Source organism: Microcoleus anatoxicus, from assembly GCF_042465725.1.
Classification (GTDB): Bacteria; Cyanobacteriota; Cyanobacteriia; order Cyanobacteriales; family Microcoleaceae; genus Microcoleus; species Microcoleus anatoxicus.
On record NZ_CP120853.1, the window covers coordinates 302,268 to 318,152 of the forward strand.

Here is a 15,885-nt window from a genome sequence, read left to right on the forward strand (position 1 = left end):
AAGAGAGAAATAATAATTCCGATGTCAACGGATTTGATATTAAAACACCTCAATACCATCCAAATTCTTCACAGTTTCCACCTTAGCCCTCGCCGCCTCTCCGCAACTTTTAGGAGTGGGAAACATCTTTCCCGGATTCGCCAAACCCTTCGGATTAAACACCTCGCGTACCCACTGCATCGTCTCCAAATCTACCTCCGAAAACATATCCGGCATAAAACACTTTTTATCAGCACCAATACCGTGTTCTCCCGAAAGACTACCTCCGACTTTCACACAAAGTTTCAGAATTTCTCCGCCCAATTCCTCCACCTTTTCCAGCGCTCCTTCCACCGAATTATCGTACAGAATCAGCGGGTGTAAATTCCCATCTCCCGCATGAAAAACATTCGCAATCCGGTAGCCGTATTTTTCACTTAAACCCTCAATTTCCTTAAGAACAAATGCCATTTGTGTGCGGGGAATCACACCATCTTGTACATAATAATCAGGGCTCAAATGACCTGCGGCGGCAAAAGCGGCTTTCCGTCCTTTCCAAATCTTCATCCTGGTTTCTGGGTCATGGGCTGTGGTGATTTCCCGCGCTCCATTCTGCTTGCAAATATCAGTAATTCGCTGTTTATTGGCTGCAACTTCTACCTCTAAACCATCGATTTCTACTAACAAAATTGCGGCCGCATCACGGGGGTAGCAGCCTGTAGCTACAACATCTTCTACAGCATTGATGCTGATGTTATCCATGATTTCCATGCCACCCGGAATAATGCCAGCGCTGATAATATCTGAAACCGATTCTCCCGCGGCTTCAATACTGGAAAAATCAGCCAGAAGAACGCAAATAGATTCCGGGGCTTTGAGAATTCTCAAAGTAACTTCTGTGGCTATACCCAAAGTGCCTTCGGAACCGACAAATACACCAGTTAAATCATAACCGGGCATCTCAGGAATTTCGCCGCCCACATCCACAATGGAACCATCGGGCAGTACCAATTTTAATCCTAAAACGTGATTAGTTGTGACTCCGTATTTGAGGCAATGAACGCCACCGGAATTTTCGGCAACGTTGCCGCCAACTGAGCAAACAATTTGACTAGAAGGGTCTGGTGCATAGTAGAAACCGGCACCGCTAACTGCTTGAGTTACCCAGTTATTAATTACTCCTGGTTGTACGACTACTTGGTGATTTTCTAAGTCTACTTTCAGGATTTTGCGCATCAGCGCGGTGACAATTAACACGCAGTTTTCGACTGGTAAAGCACCGCCAGAAAGCCCCGTACCAGCACCTCTAGCTACCCAGGGAATTGAGTGGCGATCGCATATTTTGACCACCTGTGCCACTTCCTCCGTAGTTCGTGGCAATACCACCAAGGCCGGTCGCTGGCGGTAGCTAGCGAGTCCGTCGCACTCATAAACCAGCAATTCTTCCCGGCGCTTGACCACGCCGTTTTTGCCCAGTACAGCCTCAAATTCTTGAATAACGGGTTTCCAGTTGCGTTCTGTTCGTTCTGTTTCTATGGCGATCATTAGTGATTATAAAATTGAGTAGTTCTCAATCATATTGTGGCAAATTTTAGGAGTTTTGTGCAAATATAGCAGTTGCCGATGTTGCTATAGCAATCCTAAATCATTTGTGAATTTCTTACTCCCTCCCCTTAATAAGGGGAGGGTTGGGGTGGGGTAAAAAACTTTACGAATCCTGGAAGGATTGCTCTATATCATCACAGCCACTGGCCGCCACGAAAACGCCAGTAGGGAAACAAAATCCGCATTAATGTTTGGGAAGCCAAATAAATCGCTAGCCAGACAAAACTGTAGTGCAAACCAAAAGCCCCCAATTCCAAATCCTGCGGAGGTATGCCCGGTAAACCGACAATTTTGATTAAAAATAACACAAAAACTGCTTCCCAAATTCCCGCCAGCAATTGAAAAGCACCAGGCCAATCTCGGTCCCAACGGAAATGTTGAATGTAGATATATAAAATATCCCAACCCATGCCAAAAATGCCTACATAGGCTAAAATCCAGAAAAATATGGCTCCTGATTGGGAGCCAATTAAACCCAGAAAAAAAGGCAGTGTTGCTAAAACGCCTACAGTTGCAAATAATAAGATTCGAGTTTGCCAGCGACCAAATAAGGTAGGAGTCATCGGATTTTTGATTGGGAATTTTAGCCTGGTGATTGATTGAAAATCCACTTTAACCATTGTACTAACGATCGCACAACGCTCAATTTCCGAACACCAGGAGCCTTGGCGTTGGCGAGACTTTCCACCGATCGCAAACCAGCATACTGCAAGCCCAAAAAACTGTCCACCGGCGCATAATGACCCCCCAAAGTAATCGCACCCGCTGCGTACATCCGCCCATCCCCCTTACTCCCAGAAGCATTCCGCATGGAGAACATCTCAAAATCCTTTTGCACGCTCAAACGTCCCAGTCCATTCAAGGGCAGATTGTATTGCATCACCAAATCCTCCAGCAAAGGACTGGTTTTCACCTTAGCATCCAAACCCGTAGCATCAATAATAAAATCCGCCTCTAACTGAATTTGTCCCTTGAGTTCTTTTTCCCGAATATAAGTCACCGTGCGGTTTCGACTGTCGCGCTCAACTCGCTCCACTTCCCCAAAGGTAATCTGATACCATCCTTGACTCAAACCCTCTTGTACCATACGTCGCCAGTCGCTGCGGCTAGCAGTAGTAGTCCCACCCCAATCTGTCAGCAACTGGGGCATCAATTCCGCTGGGGCATTTTCCAACACCACCCGTAGTTCCCCGCCCCAGCAAGCTTTCGGCCAATTGAAAGGTTGAAATTCATAGTGATTTTCGACGCTTCTTTGTGCGAGATTAAAGGTATTGCCAACAGGTTTGGGCGATCGCATCAAATGCAATACTTGAATATTCTGGTTGCGTTGTCTGGCTTCGTAGAGTCGCTGCACCACCCGCGAAGCCACAATTCCCCGCCCGCGCAACAACACACTTCCACCACGGGCTTCCAACTGTTTGTAAACATCGTCGTGGTTTTCGTAAGCATTCACCACGGACTTAAAATCCTGGGTGGTTTCGCGATAAGCTTGCAAGTCTGGCAAAAATTGAATAGCTGGATAGCCCGTGGCTAAATGCACGTATTTGGCGATCAAAAAAGCGTGCTCCCGTTGCTGGGCATTGGATTTAGAATAAGCGATCGCGTACCTACCGTCATCTGTTTTGCGAATTCCCCGCACCCTAGCATAGCGAAACATCTGATTCCAGCCAATGCGATCGACCTCCCTGTCAATAGAATCAAACACATTCCCCGCGCGAGGCGTATAAGTTTCAGCAAAAGTCGGTTCTGCAAACACCTGCCACATCAACTTCAGGGACACCCCCAAGTGACCCTTGAGCAATTCCTGCCCAGCTTCCCGCAGCGCATAGGGAGGCCAACCCCAAATATTGTCTGGACAAGAGTCAGAATTCGATCTAAGCCGTTCGTGGAGCGGAATTTGAGAATTCAGACATAACCGACGGTAGCGGGCGTAAGGCTGATTTTCCATGCCCAAAACCGCAATTCGATCGCTCTTCACCCCACAAATTCTCAGCAAATCCACCCAAATAAAGCTGCCCAAACCGCCTCCAATGGCTGCCCAATCAATCTCTGCTACGGGCATTCCCATGGATTGGAGCGATCGGATTGTCACCTCGGAAGCCTGCAAAAATTCCATGGGCGGAAACTCCCCTCTACTAAGGGTGGGGGAAGATGGCGACACCGCAGGCTGCTCCATGGTGGAGTCGGGGTCATTTGTCTGGGGGTTAAAGAAAATATGAGAATTGACAGACGGTGTTTCTGTGGAATTAACCCCAAAAGAAATGCCGATCGCGTAGGGTCCTATTTGTAGCATATCGCCATTAGCCAGCACGCACCGAGTTTGGCGCACCCCATTGACAAAAGTACCGTTGCGACTGCCAGTATCAGTTAATACGATACTCTCGGCTTCGGAGGCAATCACGGCGTGGAAGCGAGAAACTTGACTGCTCCCAAGCCTAATTCGAGAAACTCGATCGCCATTAATGCTAGCAGGCATAGCTTCAAAAACTCGTCCTAAAGCGATGGGTAAGTCAAATATGGGGGAGCGCCGAGCCCCGGTAACAGTATCTACCCAAGTGAGTTGCAGGCGCCAAGGTTGAGAATTCATGACTATTTTTAAAACATCCGCGATCGTAGCATCTGCAATTGTTTAAAGTTAAGTCTAGGCCCTAATATGCGCTGACTTCAACTTCCGTTCACGGCGAAAGAAACACACTAGCAGCAGCCGCCAAAGAAGTACCACACCAGGGACACCCAGCACTCAATTGAGCATAGGGCGAAGTGCGGGCACACTTAGGACACAGCAAACCATAGGTTGAAGGCACTGTGGGCTGGGCAGAAACTTGAGTCTGTTTCTCCCATAGCAACACCGTCGGCACAATCCCAACCTCCGTCGCAGATACCGAAACCACCTCCAGTTCTACTTCACCTAAACGGATGCGACTACCACACCTTAATTTTGCCTCCCCTTGGGCGAGAATTTTCCCATCTACCAGTGACGGATTGCTTGGGCGCAAATTTCGCACTTCAAACTCCTGGGATGCGGGATTAAAAAATATTTCGATGTGGAGTCCCGATACCGTTGGATGGGACAAAATTAGATCGCATTTACCGGGGTCGCGCCCGATTCTCACCGTTCCCAGATTTTTGCTCGGCTGTCCGTTTTCAATGGTCTGATGTTTACGCACCCCAGCCTCAGTCCATTCTAAAGTAAGCTGGTTTGTCATGATTTTGTTGCTTCCTCAGATAGAGAAAAATTTTACCAGAAATTTGGGTCTAAAGCCCCGTCCTTTTAGGACGGCTTTAATTATCCAAATTTGTTGTTCATTCAGGTGTGGTAATCAATCCTCAAGTAAAGTAGAATCAGGTAATACTACAGGTAGCATAACCGCCGATACACAGTGCGCATCAAGCTCAAACGACTGGTCGGAAAATAATCATGGTTAGTGGGTGGCGAACACCACGAAAAACATAGAATCGGCATCTAACGAAGCCCCTTGCCAGAAAAGTAAAACTTTGATCGTTGAAATGTACCGTGGGGCACACGGAAACAAAGGAGTAATCCAAAAAGCTTGGGGAGATTAACCCTCTGGGGTTGTCTAAGTTAGGCTCGAAGCACAGGTTCGATAGAACGGGCTTTTGGTTTAAGTAATGCCGAAAGGATAGGCAATTTTAAGGTATGTCTGTGAACCAAGAATCCCCGTCCGCGACGGTCGGGGAGTGTCAATTACCCATAATTATCCAAACAAAAAAGCCCCACCAGGGGGGCTTTTTCTATTGGATTGACTTTTGTCGAGAGAGAAATTGGTGTTTGCAAGCTGTTAGCGCCTGCAATTTTTTTTACTCCCAACACTGTTTGCTAATTGCTTGAGTCATCCCACTTTCAAACCACATTTCCTTAAGTGTGTGGATTGCTAGCAGACTTAAGCTTCGGTTTTGCGGCTTTTCCGGCCACCTTCGCGACCAATTTGAGCCATGTGCTCCCGATTTCTGCTGACAGCTTCGCCACCTTTTTGACCTGCTTGTCTCGCTTCTTCCGAAGTAAATTCGTGAGCAGTACCTTTAGCGTGGGCAGCTTTTCCGCCTTTGCTAGCAATTGCGCGCTGTTTTTCTGCGTCCATAGAAGCGAATCCGCGTTTGCTTTTCTCAGCCATGACTGTCTCCTTGTTTTTTGTCTAATTGTTTGGATCGATCGCACCTTAGTCTGCCACTGTAGTTGGTAATCCAAGTCAGCGATCGGGTTTCAGGCCGTAAATTATGAAACGTCATCATACCAGTTTAAACCATAGGTTTCACCAGAAGGACGATCGGTTCATTAGTTTATAGGACTTATGCAGAAGCCTGGTTTTTTTTACGAAAAAACATCGTTACAGCCAGCGACAAGATTTAAAAAACCCGGTTCCTTGTGTTTTTTCTGGCATAAGTCCTAATTTACCAATGTGAAGCAAAAATCTTTCACATTTGGCGCTGTAAGTTTCCTGAGTCAATCTTTAACCGAGTTACTGTCTTTGAATTACTCTAACAATCTCTCGACTTTGATACCTCTTTCTCAGGTATAGTCATTTTTTATTTCGCTAGAAGGATGGAACCAAAAACCCAATGTTTCTCGACTCAAAGGATTTTTTGACAGCAGGCGACACCTGAATCACTAAAAGTCAAAAGTCCAAAGAGGGATGCTTTTTTGTCTTTTTACTTTTGATTTTGTGGATGTCTTCCGGCTTAGCCAATTATCCAGACGTTAACTGGTCTGCCGATCGCGTTGTTTCTGGCAAGCGATATTTCAGGGCGCAGCGCAGCACGTAATCGATCGCACTTACTAAGTTTACCTTATGACCGATCGAAACATAAATCGGCTTTACTCCGGTTTGAGTTCTCAGTGCTGCACCTACGGTTTGTCCGCAATCTTGCAAAGGCTGCCAACTCCCCCGCTCTAAACCTACATCTGAATGTTCCCCAATAAATCGAGTTTTAGCAACTCCGATGGTCGCAATTGAGGTCAAAACTCCCAAATGGCAGGCCAGACCGAACCTGCGCGGATGAGCCAACCCTTGACCGTCGCACAATATTAAGTCTGGCATCCGATCGAGCTTTTCTAAAGCCTGGAGAACGGCAGGCACTTCTCGAAAAGACAGGAAGCCGGGAACGTAAGGGAAAGCAGTCACACTACAAGCCGTCGCCTGCTGCTGTAACTGTAAATCAGGAAAGCTCAGAACCGTTACAGCAGCCTGCGAAACCGCATCTGAACTGTGATAGCCCACATCTACCCCTGCAACGTACCGCACTGTTGACACTTGGTTTTCGGTAATTACCAATGACCGGAGTTGTTCTTGAATGGCGATCGCCTCTTCAATTGTCTGTGGCCAAGGGTGTTGCTGCTGCATTTAGACCTCAATGTGACCTCAATTCAACCGCTCTCATCTAACTTTAACCTATTCTGCCGCATTTTTGAACTTGATTTCTTTATATTTGATGGCAATAAATTTTATTGGCCCCCTGAATGCGATCGGGATAGCCCTTAATTTTTTAGTCATAGTCTTATTACTGAGACTGTGAAGGTAATTTTAGATACTCACAACCCTATGACTTTTATGAATCAAATAAATGAATTTATGAAAGGCAATATCCTAAATAGCAAGTTACGATCTTAAGGAAAGGGCTAAATAGCCTAATACAAATTAACAAATTTATACAAATAGTGTTTCCCATGAAAATGCGTCGTTACAACCTGAGTCTCTATATCGCCGGCGGCATTGTCCTAGTCATTACCTCCCTGATCTTAAAACCCTTTGCCCTAGTAGGTGCTGGGGAACGCGGAGTCATCATGCGTTTCGGCACCAGGTCAACCAGGGAAATAGATAACTATTCAAAGCTCTCAATTCCCCAGTTGCGATCGCACTGACTGAGCAAACAAAGCCGCTTGAGTGCGATCGCGCAAATTTAACCTGCTCAAAATATTAGTCACATAATTCTTGACCGTATTTTCCGACAAAAACAGCGTTCCCGCAATCTCGCGGTTATTTGCTCCCGAAGCAATTAACCGCAAAACTTCCAACTCTCTAGCAGTAAGCAGCGCTAACTCTGGGGAAAATTCTATCGGAGAAGTCGCAGTTGTAGGCGGTACTAAAGCTTTTTCAAACAATCCCGGTCCCAGTTGAGTGTGTCCCTTATAAACAGCTCGAATTGCCATTGCCAATTCCTCTGGTTCGGTATCTTTAAGTAAATAGCCCTTTGCCCCCAGCCGCATGGCTTGGGAAACGTATTCGTCGTCATCAAAAGTTGTTAAAACCAGAACTTTGGTGTCGGGATACTGTTGAGAAATGGCGCGAGTTGCGGCCACACCGTCCATGACAGGCATTCGGATGTCCATCAGCACAATATCCGGTTGCAGGGAAGCAATTTGTTCGATCGCCCTTTGCCCATTTTCTGCTTCACCAATTACTTGCATATCACCATTGCATTCCAGCATACTTTTGAGTCCTTGGCGAATGATATGCTGGTCATCTACTAATAAAATCAGAATCATCACATCCTCAGTATTAAAAAAAAAGAACCGATCGCGTTGCATAAAGCTACGGCAAAAGTTTTGATAAAGGAAATGTAATGCTGATGCGGCAGCCAGCTTTGGGCTGACTGTAAAGATTAAATTCGCCACCGAGTGCAGCAGTCCGTTCTCGCATTCCTTGAAGTCCAAATCCGGTAGTGTTTTGACTGGGGTTAAATCCCCTGCCATTATCCTCGATCGACAGGTGAATTGTACCCCCGTGCTGGTGAACTTCCACAGCAACAGCCGTTGCTAGAGCGTGTTTGCTAATATTTGTCAGCGATTCTTGCACGATGCGGTACAAAGTTGTGTTGATTTCCGGGGATAGGGACAGGGATAAATCCACAGTACAGGATGGTGAAATTGCTGTAGTTTGCTGAAAGTCAGCAAGCAATTTTTGGATAGCCGATTCTAGGGATTTTCCTTGCAACGGATTCGATCGCAAAACAGAAACAGAACGCCGCACTTCTAATAAAGCTTCCGCCCCTAACTGTTTAGCTGCTTTGACAAAGGAGAGAGCTTTTTCACTGCTGGATTCCCAAAATAACAAAGCGTTATTAATTTGAATAGTTTGGGCTGCTAAAGTGTGTCCGAGTCCGTCATGAATTTCACGGGCGATGCGGTTGCGTTCTTGCAAAGTTGCTTGGTTTTCAATTCGCAGGGCGTACTGTCTGAGTTGGTCATGGGCGATCGCTAATTCTGCGTGAACAATTTCTAACTGTTCGCGACTTTGACGCTCGGCAAGCAGGGCATTAACTAATAATAAAGCAAATACTAAAGTCAGCGCAAACATCAATACAGAATTTAACCGCCAATTCCACACTGTGGTGATGATATGCTGGGGGAGCGATGGGTCGAGATAAAAATAGCGTACCAAAGAAAATTAAGGCTAAACTCAGAACAATCCACTGTCCGGTTTGCCGAAATACTACGCAATTTCGCAATACTAAGACTAGGGACAGCAGAAAGATCGATCGCGGCGATAAGTTGTCTTGACTAGCGAGTAAAAAAATCAAGCCAAATTCTAAAGCAGTATACAGAGATTTTTTCAAAACTGAACCTATGGGCAGTATGAAACTCATCGCACCAAAAAGGGCGATCGCCAGCATTCGCACCAACAGCGACCAAGATAACTGGAACGGCAGCAGTATTTCCATCAAGGCGACAGTACCTAGCAGCAGCCATTCTAAGTAAAGTAGCAGCGGAAACGATTCGTAGTTCGGGCGATTCATCATAGGTTCCCAAACCAGATCCCAGAGTGACGAGAATGCTGGTATTTTTATAATTTTAGAGATGGTCATGGGATTTTATATTTTAGATGGGAATAGGGCATTGGGAATAGGGCATTGGGAATAGGGCATTGCTACTTCGGATTGTTGAGTGTTGACTGTTGGCGGTTGTTATTTGTCATTAGTTATTTTTGAGTGGATACCAATAACCAATAACCAATAACCAATGACTACTGCCAACTGCCAACTAACAACTGACAACTGACAACTGCCAACTGACTACTTCCTGTCTAACAAATTGCTGGACGATCGCCCTAGAAGCATTCCTACTAATTTGAGCCAGCCCCCATAGGAAAAAAGTCACATCGCTTCAGTAGTTTTGTACCAGTCAAGTCATGACTTCTGTTCGATGCCAAGACCGATCGCTCCTTTGTACGATGGGCTCACAAGCTAGAATCAATGGCAAATTTTTATGACTCGCGAAACCCTCAACGGCCATATCGCCCAGGCCGACAAAAAGCCAGAGCTAGAAGGCAATTTGACCCAAACGGCATCCCCACCGCAGGTAGAAAACAATCCGCCTCAAATCGACAGCCAACCCCCGCTAGACGGCAATTTGACTGAGGCGGACGATCGCCAGATTGCAGACAGCGAAACTGGGCGATCCTCTTCGAGGGCTTCGCTAACGGGCCGCCGGGGTTTTTCGGCGAGGCGAATTGGTATGGTGCTGCTGGGCGGAATCCTGGTAGCTGGGGTGGTGGTGGTGGGATTGCGAGCAAAAGCCCCATCACAAAAACCCGATCGGCTGGGGGGGAAAGGTGCGCAAATAACGCCTGTAGCGGTAGCAGAAGCAGTTCAGAAAACAGTACCAATACAGTTGCAAGCGATCGGCAGCGTCCAAGCCCAAAATACCGTTTCCGTCACACCCCAAGCCAGCGGTAGAATTACCGCCGTCCATTTCCAGAAAGGACAGAAAGTAAACAAAGGACACCGGATTAGTGCGGCAAGCAGAAGCAACTCTCACCAAAGATCGAGCCTCTTCACAGTACGCCCAGGCACAGAATAACCGTTACAGCGGTTTGTACAAAGAAGGCGCCATCAGCCAGGATCAAGCACAACAATACGCTACCAGCACCCAGACATCTGCTGCAACCCTGCAAGTAGACCAAGAAGCCATTCAAAGCGCTCAAGCAGTGGTAGCGGGCGATCGCGTGGCCATTCAGAATGCCGAGGCAGTGGTGAAGGGCGATCGCATGGCAATTGAAAGCGCCCAAGCAGTAGTCAGAGGCGACGCTGTGGCCATTCAGAATGCCGAAGCTGTAGTAAAAGGCGATTTGGCCGCGATTCAGAATGCCGAAGCCGTAGTCAAAGCCGATGAAGGATCGCTCAAAAATGCCGAAGCCCTCTTGTCCTATACCAAAATTTACGCCCCAATGGCCGGTTTGGCGGGAGATATCTTAGTCACAGAAGGCAACGTAGTACAGCCCAGCAACAATACGGCCCTCGTCAAAATTTCTCAAATTAACCCGATCCAAGTAGTATTTTCGGTTCCAGAAACAAATTTATCCGAAGTACAAAAATACGCCCAAAATGGCAAACTACCAGTAGATATCAACTTTCCAAACAATATAAATCATCCCATTAAAGGTGCTTTAAGCTTTGTGAACAATACAGTAGATACAACTACCGGGACAATTCAACTCAGCGGCGAATTTGACAATACCGAAGGAAAACTATTTCCCGGACAATACGTAAATGCCACCCTGACTTTGACCCAAGAACCAAATGCCACAGTCATACCCGATCGCGCAGTGCAGAACGGCCCCAACGGTCAATTTGTCTTCGTTGTCAAACCCGACATGACAGTAGAAAACCAGCCCGTAACCATCGGCCCTAGCATCAACGGACTCGACGCGATTCGCAAAGGAATCAAACCAGGCGATCGAGTAGTTATCGACGGACAAGCAAACCTCATTTCCGGCAGCAAAATTAGCATCAAAACCCGAAACAACTCAAATTCTGCACCAAACAGCGACTCCCAAACCCCGGAAAAATCCAACTCAAACCCAGACCAAACTAATGCGGTAAATAACTCTACTTCGACCGGAAATCCGGCTCGTAAATCTGGAAGAAACCGTCAAAATAGAAACAACTCAAATTCCGCACCAGACAGCAACTCAAATACAGAAAAACAGCCATAACAATAGCAAACCCGACTTGCAAACCCTCTCTTTCTTTCTTTCTTTCTTTCTTTCTTCGCGGACTTCGCGCCTTCGCGGTTCGTTAAAAAAAATACATATGTCACCAACTAAAAATGAACGATCGGCAACTATAAAAACTTTACAGTCCAAACTAACGGGCAACTTACCGATGCAGCCGCTTACCGCAAATTAGTCGTTGCTTACACTAACGGTGCTCCTATTTATCTCGAACAATTGGGCAAAGTAATTGACAGCGTAGAAAATGACAAACTCGCTAGTTGGTACAACGACACTCGCGCGATTATTTTAAGCATTCAGCGGCAACCTGGAACTAATACAGTCCGCAGTACCGATCGGCACTCAACAAACCACCGGACTATATCAAATTTCCCTGCAAACTACAGACTTCCAACTGCTGCAACAGTACGTCCCCGAACTCGTCACAAAACTCAAAAACCTGTCAAAAATTCAGGATGTCAACAGCGATTTGCAGTTAACCAATCAAGTCAAAATTAATATCGATAAAGACAAAGCAGCCGTTTTAGGCATTTCCGCCCAACAAATCGAAAATACCCTAAGAAACGCCTACAGTTCCTATCAAATATCTACTATCTACGCCGCCAGCAACCAATATCAAGTAATTCTGGAATTAGAGCCTCAATACCAGCAAGATTTGAATGCTTTAATGGGGCTTTATATCAACTCCAGCAGCGGCAAGCCAGTACCCCTCAATACTTTTGCTACCCTTTCCCAAGGATTGACACCGCTAACAGTCAATCATGCGGGACGAATGAATGCCGCCACCGTTTCTTTTAACCTAGCCGACGGTGCAGCCTTGGGAGATGCCAATCAGGCGATCGAAACCATTATTAGCGACACAATTCCTGACAGCATTGCTACCAGTTTTCAAGGCGCATCCCAAGTATTTCAAAGTTCGCTACCGAGTCTGGGTTTGCTATTGGCGATCGCAGTTTTAGTGATCTACTTAATTCTCGGCATTCTCTACGAAGATTTCCTGCACCCGATTACCATTCTTTCCGGTTTGCCTTCCGCCGGTTTTGGCGCATTATTAACCCTAATTTTCTTCCATGTAGAACTCAACCTTTACTCGTTTATCGGCATGATTTTATTAGTAGGAATTGTGAAGAAAAACGGGATTATGATGATTGACTTTGCCATAGAAGCTCAGCGAAATGAAGCGATGAAACCGCCCGAAGCAATTTATCAAGCTTGTTTAATTCGCTTCCGTCCGATTATGATGACCACGATGGCGGCGTTGATGGGAACATTGCCGATCGCCCTGGGAGTTGGTGCTGGTTCCGAATCCCGCAGGCCGTTAGGAATTGCAGTTGTTGGTGGTTTACTTTTTTCGCAAGTATTGACGCTTTATTTAACTCCTGTTTTCTACATTTATATGGAATCTTGGCGTAAAAAGATTGGTCAATTTATGGGAGAAGGAAGAAGGAAGAAGGAAGAAGGAAAATTCAATACTAGCGATGAGTTGTGAAAAAGAAGTTTTCAACGAACCGCGAAGACGCTAAGGACGCGAAGTTCGGAAAGAGAAGTAGCTGGTGGTGCAAAAAGATCGGTCAATTTATGGGATAAGGAAGAAGGAAAATGCAATCATAACGATGAGTTGTGAAAAAGAAGTTTTCAACGAACCGCGAAGACGCGAAGAACGCGAAGTTCGGAAAGAGAAGTAGCTGGTGGCGCAAAAAGATCGGTCAATTTATGGGATAAGGAAGAAGGAAGAAGGAAAATTCAATCCTAGCGATGAGTTGTGAAAAAGAAGTTTTCAACGAACCGCGAAGACGCGAAGAACGCGAAGTTCGGAAAGAGAAGTAGCTGGTGGCGCAAAAAGATTTGTCGGGACATAACAAAAGTTATATGATTCAAGCAAATGGTCAGCGAAACAATGCGGCTCAATGGCGGGAACTAATTGTTGCTTATAAAAATGGGGCGGCAGTCTGGCTGCAAGATGTCGCCAAGGTAATAGACGATATTCAAAATAACAAAGTCTCTAACCGCTATTATGACAAAAAAGTTGCCAACAAACCCTCGATTGTCCTTGCGGTACAGCCTCAACCTGGTGCTAATACTGTAGAAATTGTTGACAAGATTAAACAACTTCTCCCTACTTTGCGATCGCAAATACCCAAGTCGATCGAAGTTGGTATTTTGTACGATCGCTCTCTGTCGATCCGGGCTTCTATAGATGATGTGAAATTCACTTTGTTTTTATCGGTTTGTCTGGTGGTTGTAGTGATTTTCTTGTTCCTGCGGGATTTGAGGGCAACGCTAATTCCGAGTTTGGCGCTGCCGATTGCTATCCTCGGTACGTTTGCTGTGATGTATTTGTTGGGCTACTCTCTAGACAATTTATCCTTGATGGCTTTAACGCTTTCTGTGGGTTTTGTGGTTGATGATGCTGTCGTGGTACTGGAAAATATTGTCCGCCACAGGGAACAGGGAGAATCGGCTATGGAAGCAGCCCTCAACGGATCGAAAGAAATCGGTTTTACTATTTTGTCGATGACTCTTTCCCTTGTAGCTGTATTCATTCCCCTGCTGTTTATGGGGGGATTATTGGGGCGGCTGTTTCACGAATTCGCGGTGACTCTGGCAGTGGCAATTCTCGTATCGGGTTTTGTTTCTCTCAGTCTCACGCCGATGCTTTGTTCGCGTTTTTTGACTGCTTTTCACGGACAGCAAAGTTGGTTTTACCGGGTTTCTGAAAAAGCTTTTGATTTGTTGTTGCGCGGCTATGAACTAACTCTCAAACCTGTTTAAAAATACCGTTTTGCTACTCTGGCTTTGTCTGTTGTTTTGTTATTTGCCACTGTTTATTTATTTACTATCGTTCCCAAAGGATTTATCCCCAACGAAGACACGGGACAAATTATGGCGAACACTAAAGCAGCCCAAAATATCTCCTTTGACGATATGCTGCGGCACCAACAAAAAGTAGTTAATATCCTGCGCAAAGACCCGAATATTGCTGCTATGAACTCGACGGTCGCTGCCAGTGGCCCTAACGCATCCGTCAACTCAGGCCGTATTACTATTCGCTTGAAACCCCGAACGCAACGCAGCCTCAATTCCGACGAAATTATCCAAAAACTGACTCCTAAGCTCAGAGGGATACCGGGAATTAAAGTATTTTTGCGTTCTCCCACTGCTATTCCGATCGGCGGACAGCAAACTAATTCTCAGTATCAGTTTACCGTGCAGAGTTTAAACCCGGAAGAACTCAGAGAATACGTACCGCAACTGTTAGAAAAAGTCAAGACCTTGCCGGGGATTCGGCAGGTTGATAGCGACTTACGATTGAGCACTCCTCAAGTACAAGTTAAAGTTGACCACAACAAAGCTGCAAGCCTGGGTATTAGTGTAGAACAAGTGGAGCAAACCTTGAGCGCTGCTTTTGGTTCCGGTCAAGTTTCTACAATGTATACTGCGAATAACCAGTTTTATGTAATTTTAGAAGTCGCACCGCAATACCAGCGAAATCCTAGCGCTTTGTCGTTGCTTTATGTGGCTTCGAGTTCCGGGCAACAGGTACTTTTAAGTGCGATCGCCCAAATATCTGAAAATGTCGGCTCGCTGACTGTGGCACACTTGGGTGGAATTCCTTCGGCTACAATTTCTTTTGATGTTGCACCTGGAGTATCTTTAAATCAAGCGACGGATGCGATTAAGCAAGCCGCTCAGGCAATTTTGCCGACGACTGTTACTCCTAGTTTTCAAGGTTCTGCCCAAGCTTTTCAGCAGTCGTTTAATGATTTGGGGTTGCTGTTGTTGGTGTCGATTCTGGTGATTTATCTAATTCTTGGTATTCTTTACGAGGATTTCATTCACCCGATTACGATTCTTTCGGGTCTACCTTCGGCGGGATTTGGCGCTTTATTGACTTTAGTTATCTTTGATGTTGAGTTAAATGTTTACTCGTTTATCGGCATTATTTTATTAGTAGGAATTGTGAAAAAAAATGGCATTATGATGGTGGATTTTGCCGTAGAAGCGCAGCGAAAAGAAGGTAAAAACCCGATGGATGCTATTTTTGCCGCCTGCTTGACGCGCTTTCGCCCGATTATGATGACGACGGCGGCGGCTTTGATGGGGACTTTGCCGATCGCCCTGGGACTGGGTGATGGTTCCGAAGCCCGCCACCCCTTGGGAATTGCGATCGTCGGTGGTTTGCTGTTTTCCCAAATTGTGACGCTGTATTTAACGCCGGTGGTTTACACCTATATGGAAGCGTTGCGCCATAAAAGATCCAAAAATCAGCAATCTCAGGTTTTTTCGCCTCAGAAAAACTAAGTATTTGCTTTGAACGATCGGCACACGAGAA

14 protein-coding genes and 1 pseudogene are annotated in these 15,885 nt (G+C 46.0%); 6 read left to right on the forward strand and 9 right to left on the reverse strand.

The genetic code is table 11. The features are described 5' to 3' along the window. Positions 1–39 precede the first annotated feature (39 nt). From glcD to nfi, 6 genes are all read right to left on the reverse strand, one after another. Positions 40–1,524: a glycolate oxidase subunit GlcD gene (gene glcD / locus P2A85_RS01310; protein WP_377477132.1), complete on the reverse strand. Its 1,485-nt coding sequence runs from the start codon at positions 1,522–1,524 to the stop codon at positions 40–42. 194 nt (positions 1,525–1,718) lie between these two features. Next, positions 1,719–2,147, reverse strand: a complete 429-nt coding sequence (locus P2A85_RS01315) for a hypothetical protein (protein WP_377477133.1) — start codon at positions 2,145–2,147, stop codon at positions 1,719–1,721. 20 nt (positions 2,148–2,167) lie between these two features. Further along, positions 2,168–4,171, reverse strand: coding sequence for an FHA domain-containing protein (locus P2A85_RS01320; RefSeq protein ID WP_377477134.1), 2,004 nt, complete (start codon positions 4,169–4,171; stop codon positions 2,168–2,170). Between the two features lie 88 nt (positions 4,172–4,259). Next, complete coding sequence (locus tag P2A85_RS01325; protein WP_377477135.1) at positions 4,260–4,790, reverse strand: FHA domain-containing protein; 531 nt, start codon at positions 4,788–4,790, stop codon at positions 4,260–4,262. Positions 4,791–5,486: 696 nt separating this feature from the next. Next, on the reverse strand, positions 5,487–5,717 hold the full coding sequence (locus P2A85_RS01330) for a KGG domain-containing protein (protein ID WP_340518378.1): 231 nt from the start codon (positions 5,715–5,717) through the stop codon (positions 5,487–5,489). Between the two features lie 573 nt (positions 5,718–6,290). Beyond that, positions 6,291–6,944 carry a deoxyribonuclease V gene (gene nfi / locus P2A85_RS01335; RefSeq protein ID WP_377477136.1) on the reverse strand — a complete coding sequence of 218 codons (654 nt, stop codon included), beginning with the start codon at positions 6,942–6,944 and terminating at the stop codon, positions 6,291–6,293. Positions 6,945–7,267: 323 nt separating this feature from the next. Between nfi and P2A85_RS01340 the strand changes: the two genes are divergently transcribed. Continuing rightward, a complete protein-coding gene (locus P2A85_RS01340; protein ID WP_377477137.1) occupies positions 7,268–7,462 on the forward strand; it encodes a hypothetical protein in 195 nt (64 codons plus the stop codon). Here P2A85_RS01340 and P2A85_RS01345 read toward each other — a convergent pair. From P2A85_RS01345 to P2A85_RS01355, 3 genes are read right to left on the reverse strand one after another with little or no spacing between them, the layout of a single operon-like run. Further along, complete coding sequence (locus P2A85_RS01345) at positions 7,436–8,086, reverse strand: response regulator (RefSeq protein ID WP_377481210.1); 651 nt, start codon at positions 8,084–8,086, stop codon at positions 7,436–7,438. The genes P2A85_RS01340 and P2A85_RS01345 overlap by 27 nt on opposite strands. A gap of 46 nt (positions 8,087–8,132) precedes the next feature. Then, entirely contained in the window at positions 8,133–8,897 is a 765-nt protein-coding gene (locus P2A85_RS01350; protein ID WP_377477138.1) for a sensor histidine kinase, read from the reverse strand. Beyond that, the gene (locus tag P2A85_RS01355; RefSeq protein WP_377477139.1) at positions 8,857–9,339 is read right to left on the reverse strand and encodes a hypothetical protein; all 483 of its coding nucleotides are present in this window, start codon (positions 9,337–9,339) and stop codon (positions 8,857–8,859) included. Before P2A85_RS01355 ends, P2A85_RS01350 begins: the two co-directional genes overlap by 41 nt. A 466-nt stretch (positions 9,340–9,805) precedes the next feature. On the opposite strand from P2A85_RS01355, the gene P2A85_RS01360 reads away from it, so the two are divergent. The 5 genes and pseudogenes from P2A85_RS01360 to P2A85_RS01380 all read left to right on the forward strand — a co-directional run bounded on the left by P2A85_RS01360 (position 9,806) and on the right by P2A85_RS01380 (position 15,854). Then, positions 9,806–10,399, forward strand: coding sequence for a hypothetical protein (locus P2A85_RS01360; RefSeq protein ID WP_377477140.1), 594 nt, complete (start codon positions 9,806–9,808; stop codon positions 10,397–10,399). Next, a complete protein-coding gene (locus P2A85_RS01365; protein WP_377477141.1) occupies positions 10,332–11,534 on the forward strand; it encodes an efflux RND transporter periplasmic adaptor subunit in 1,203 nt (400 codons plus the stop codon). The genes P2A85_RS01360 and P2A85_RS01365 overlap by 68 nt, the downstream gene beginning before the upstream one ends. A gap of 120 nt (positions 11,535–11,654) precedes the next feature. Next, a complete protein-coding gene (locus P2A85_RS01370) occupies positions 11,655–12,050 on the forward strand; it encodes an efflux RND transporter permease subunit (protein WP_377481213.1) in 396 nt (131 codons plus the stop codon). Further along, complete coding sequence (locus P2A85_RS01375) at positions 11,950–13,041, forward strand: efflux RND transporter permease subunit (protein WP_377481216.1); 1,092 nt, start codon at positions 11,950–11,952, stop codon at positions 13,039–13,041. Before P2A85_RS01370 ends, P2A85_RS01375 begins: the two co-directional genes overlap by 101 nt. A gap of 341 nt (positions 13,042–13,382) precedes the next feature. Further along, positions 13,383–15,854 (forward strand): annotated as a pseudogene (locus tag P2A85_RS01380) (efflux RND transporter permease subunit). Positions 15,855–15,885 lie beyond the last annotated feature (31 nt).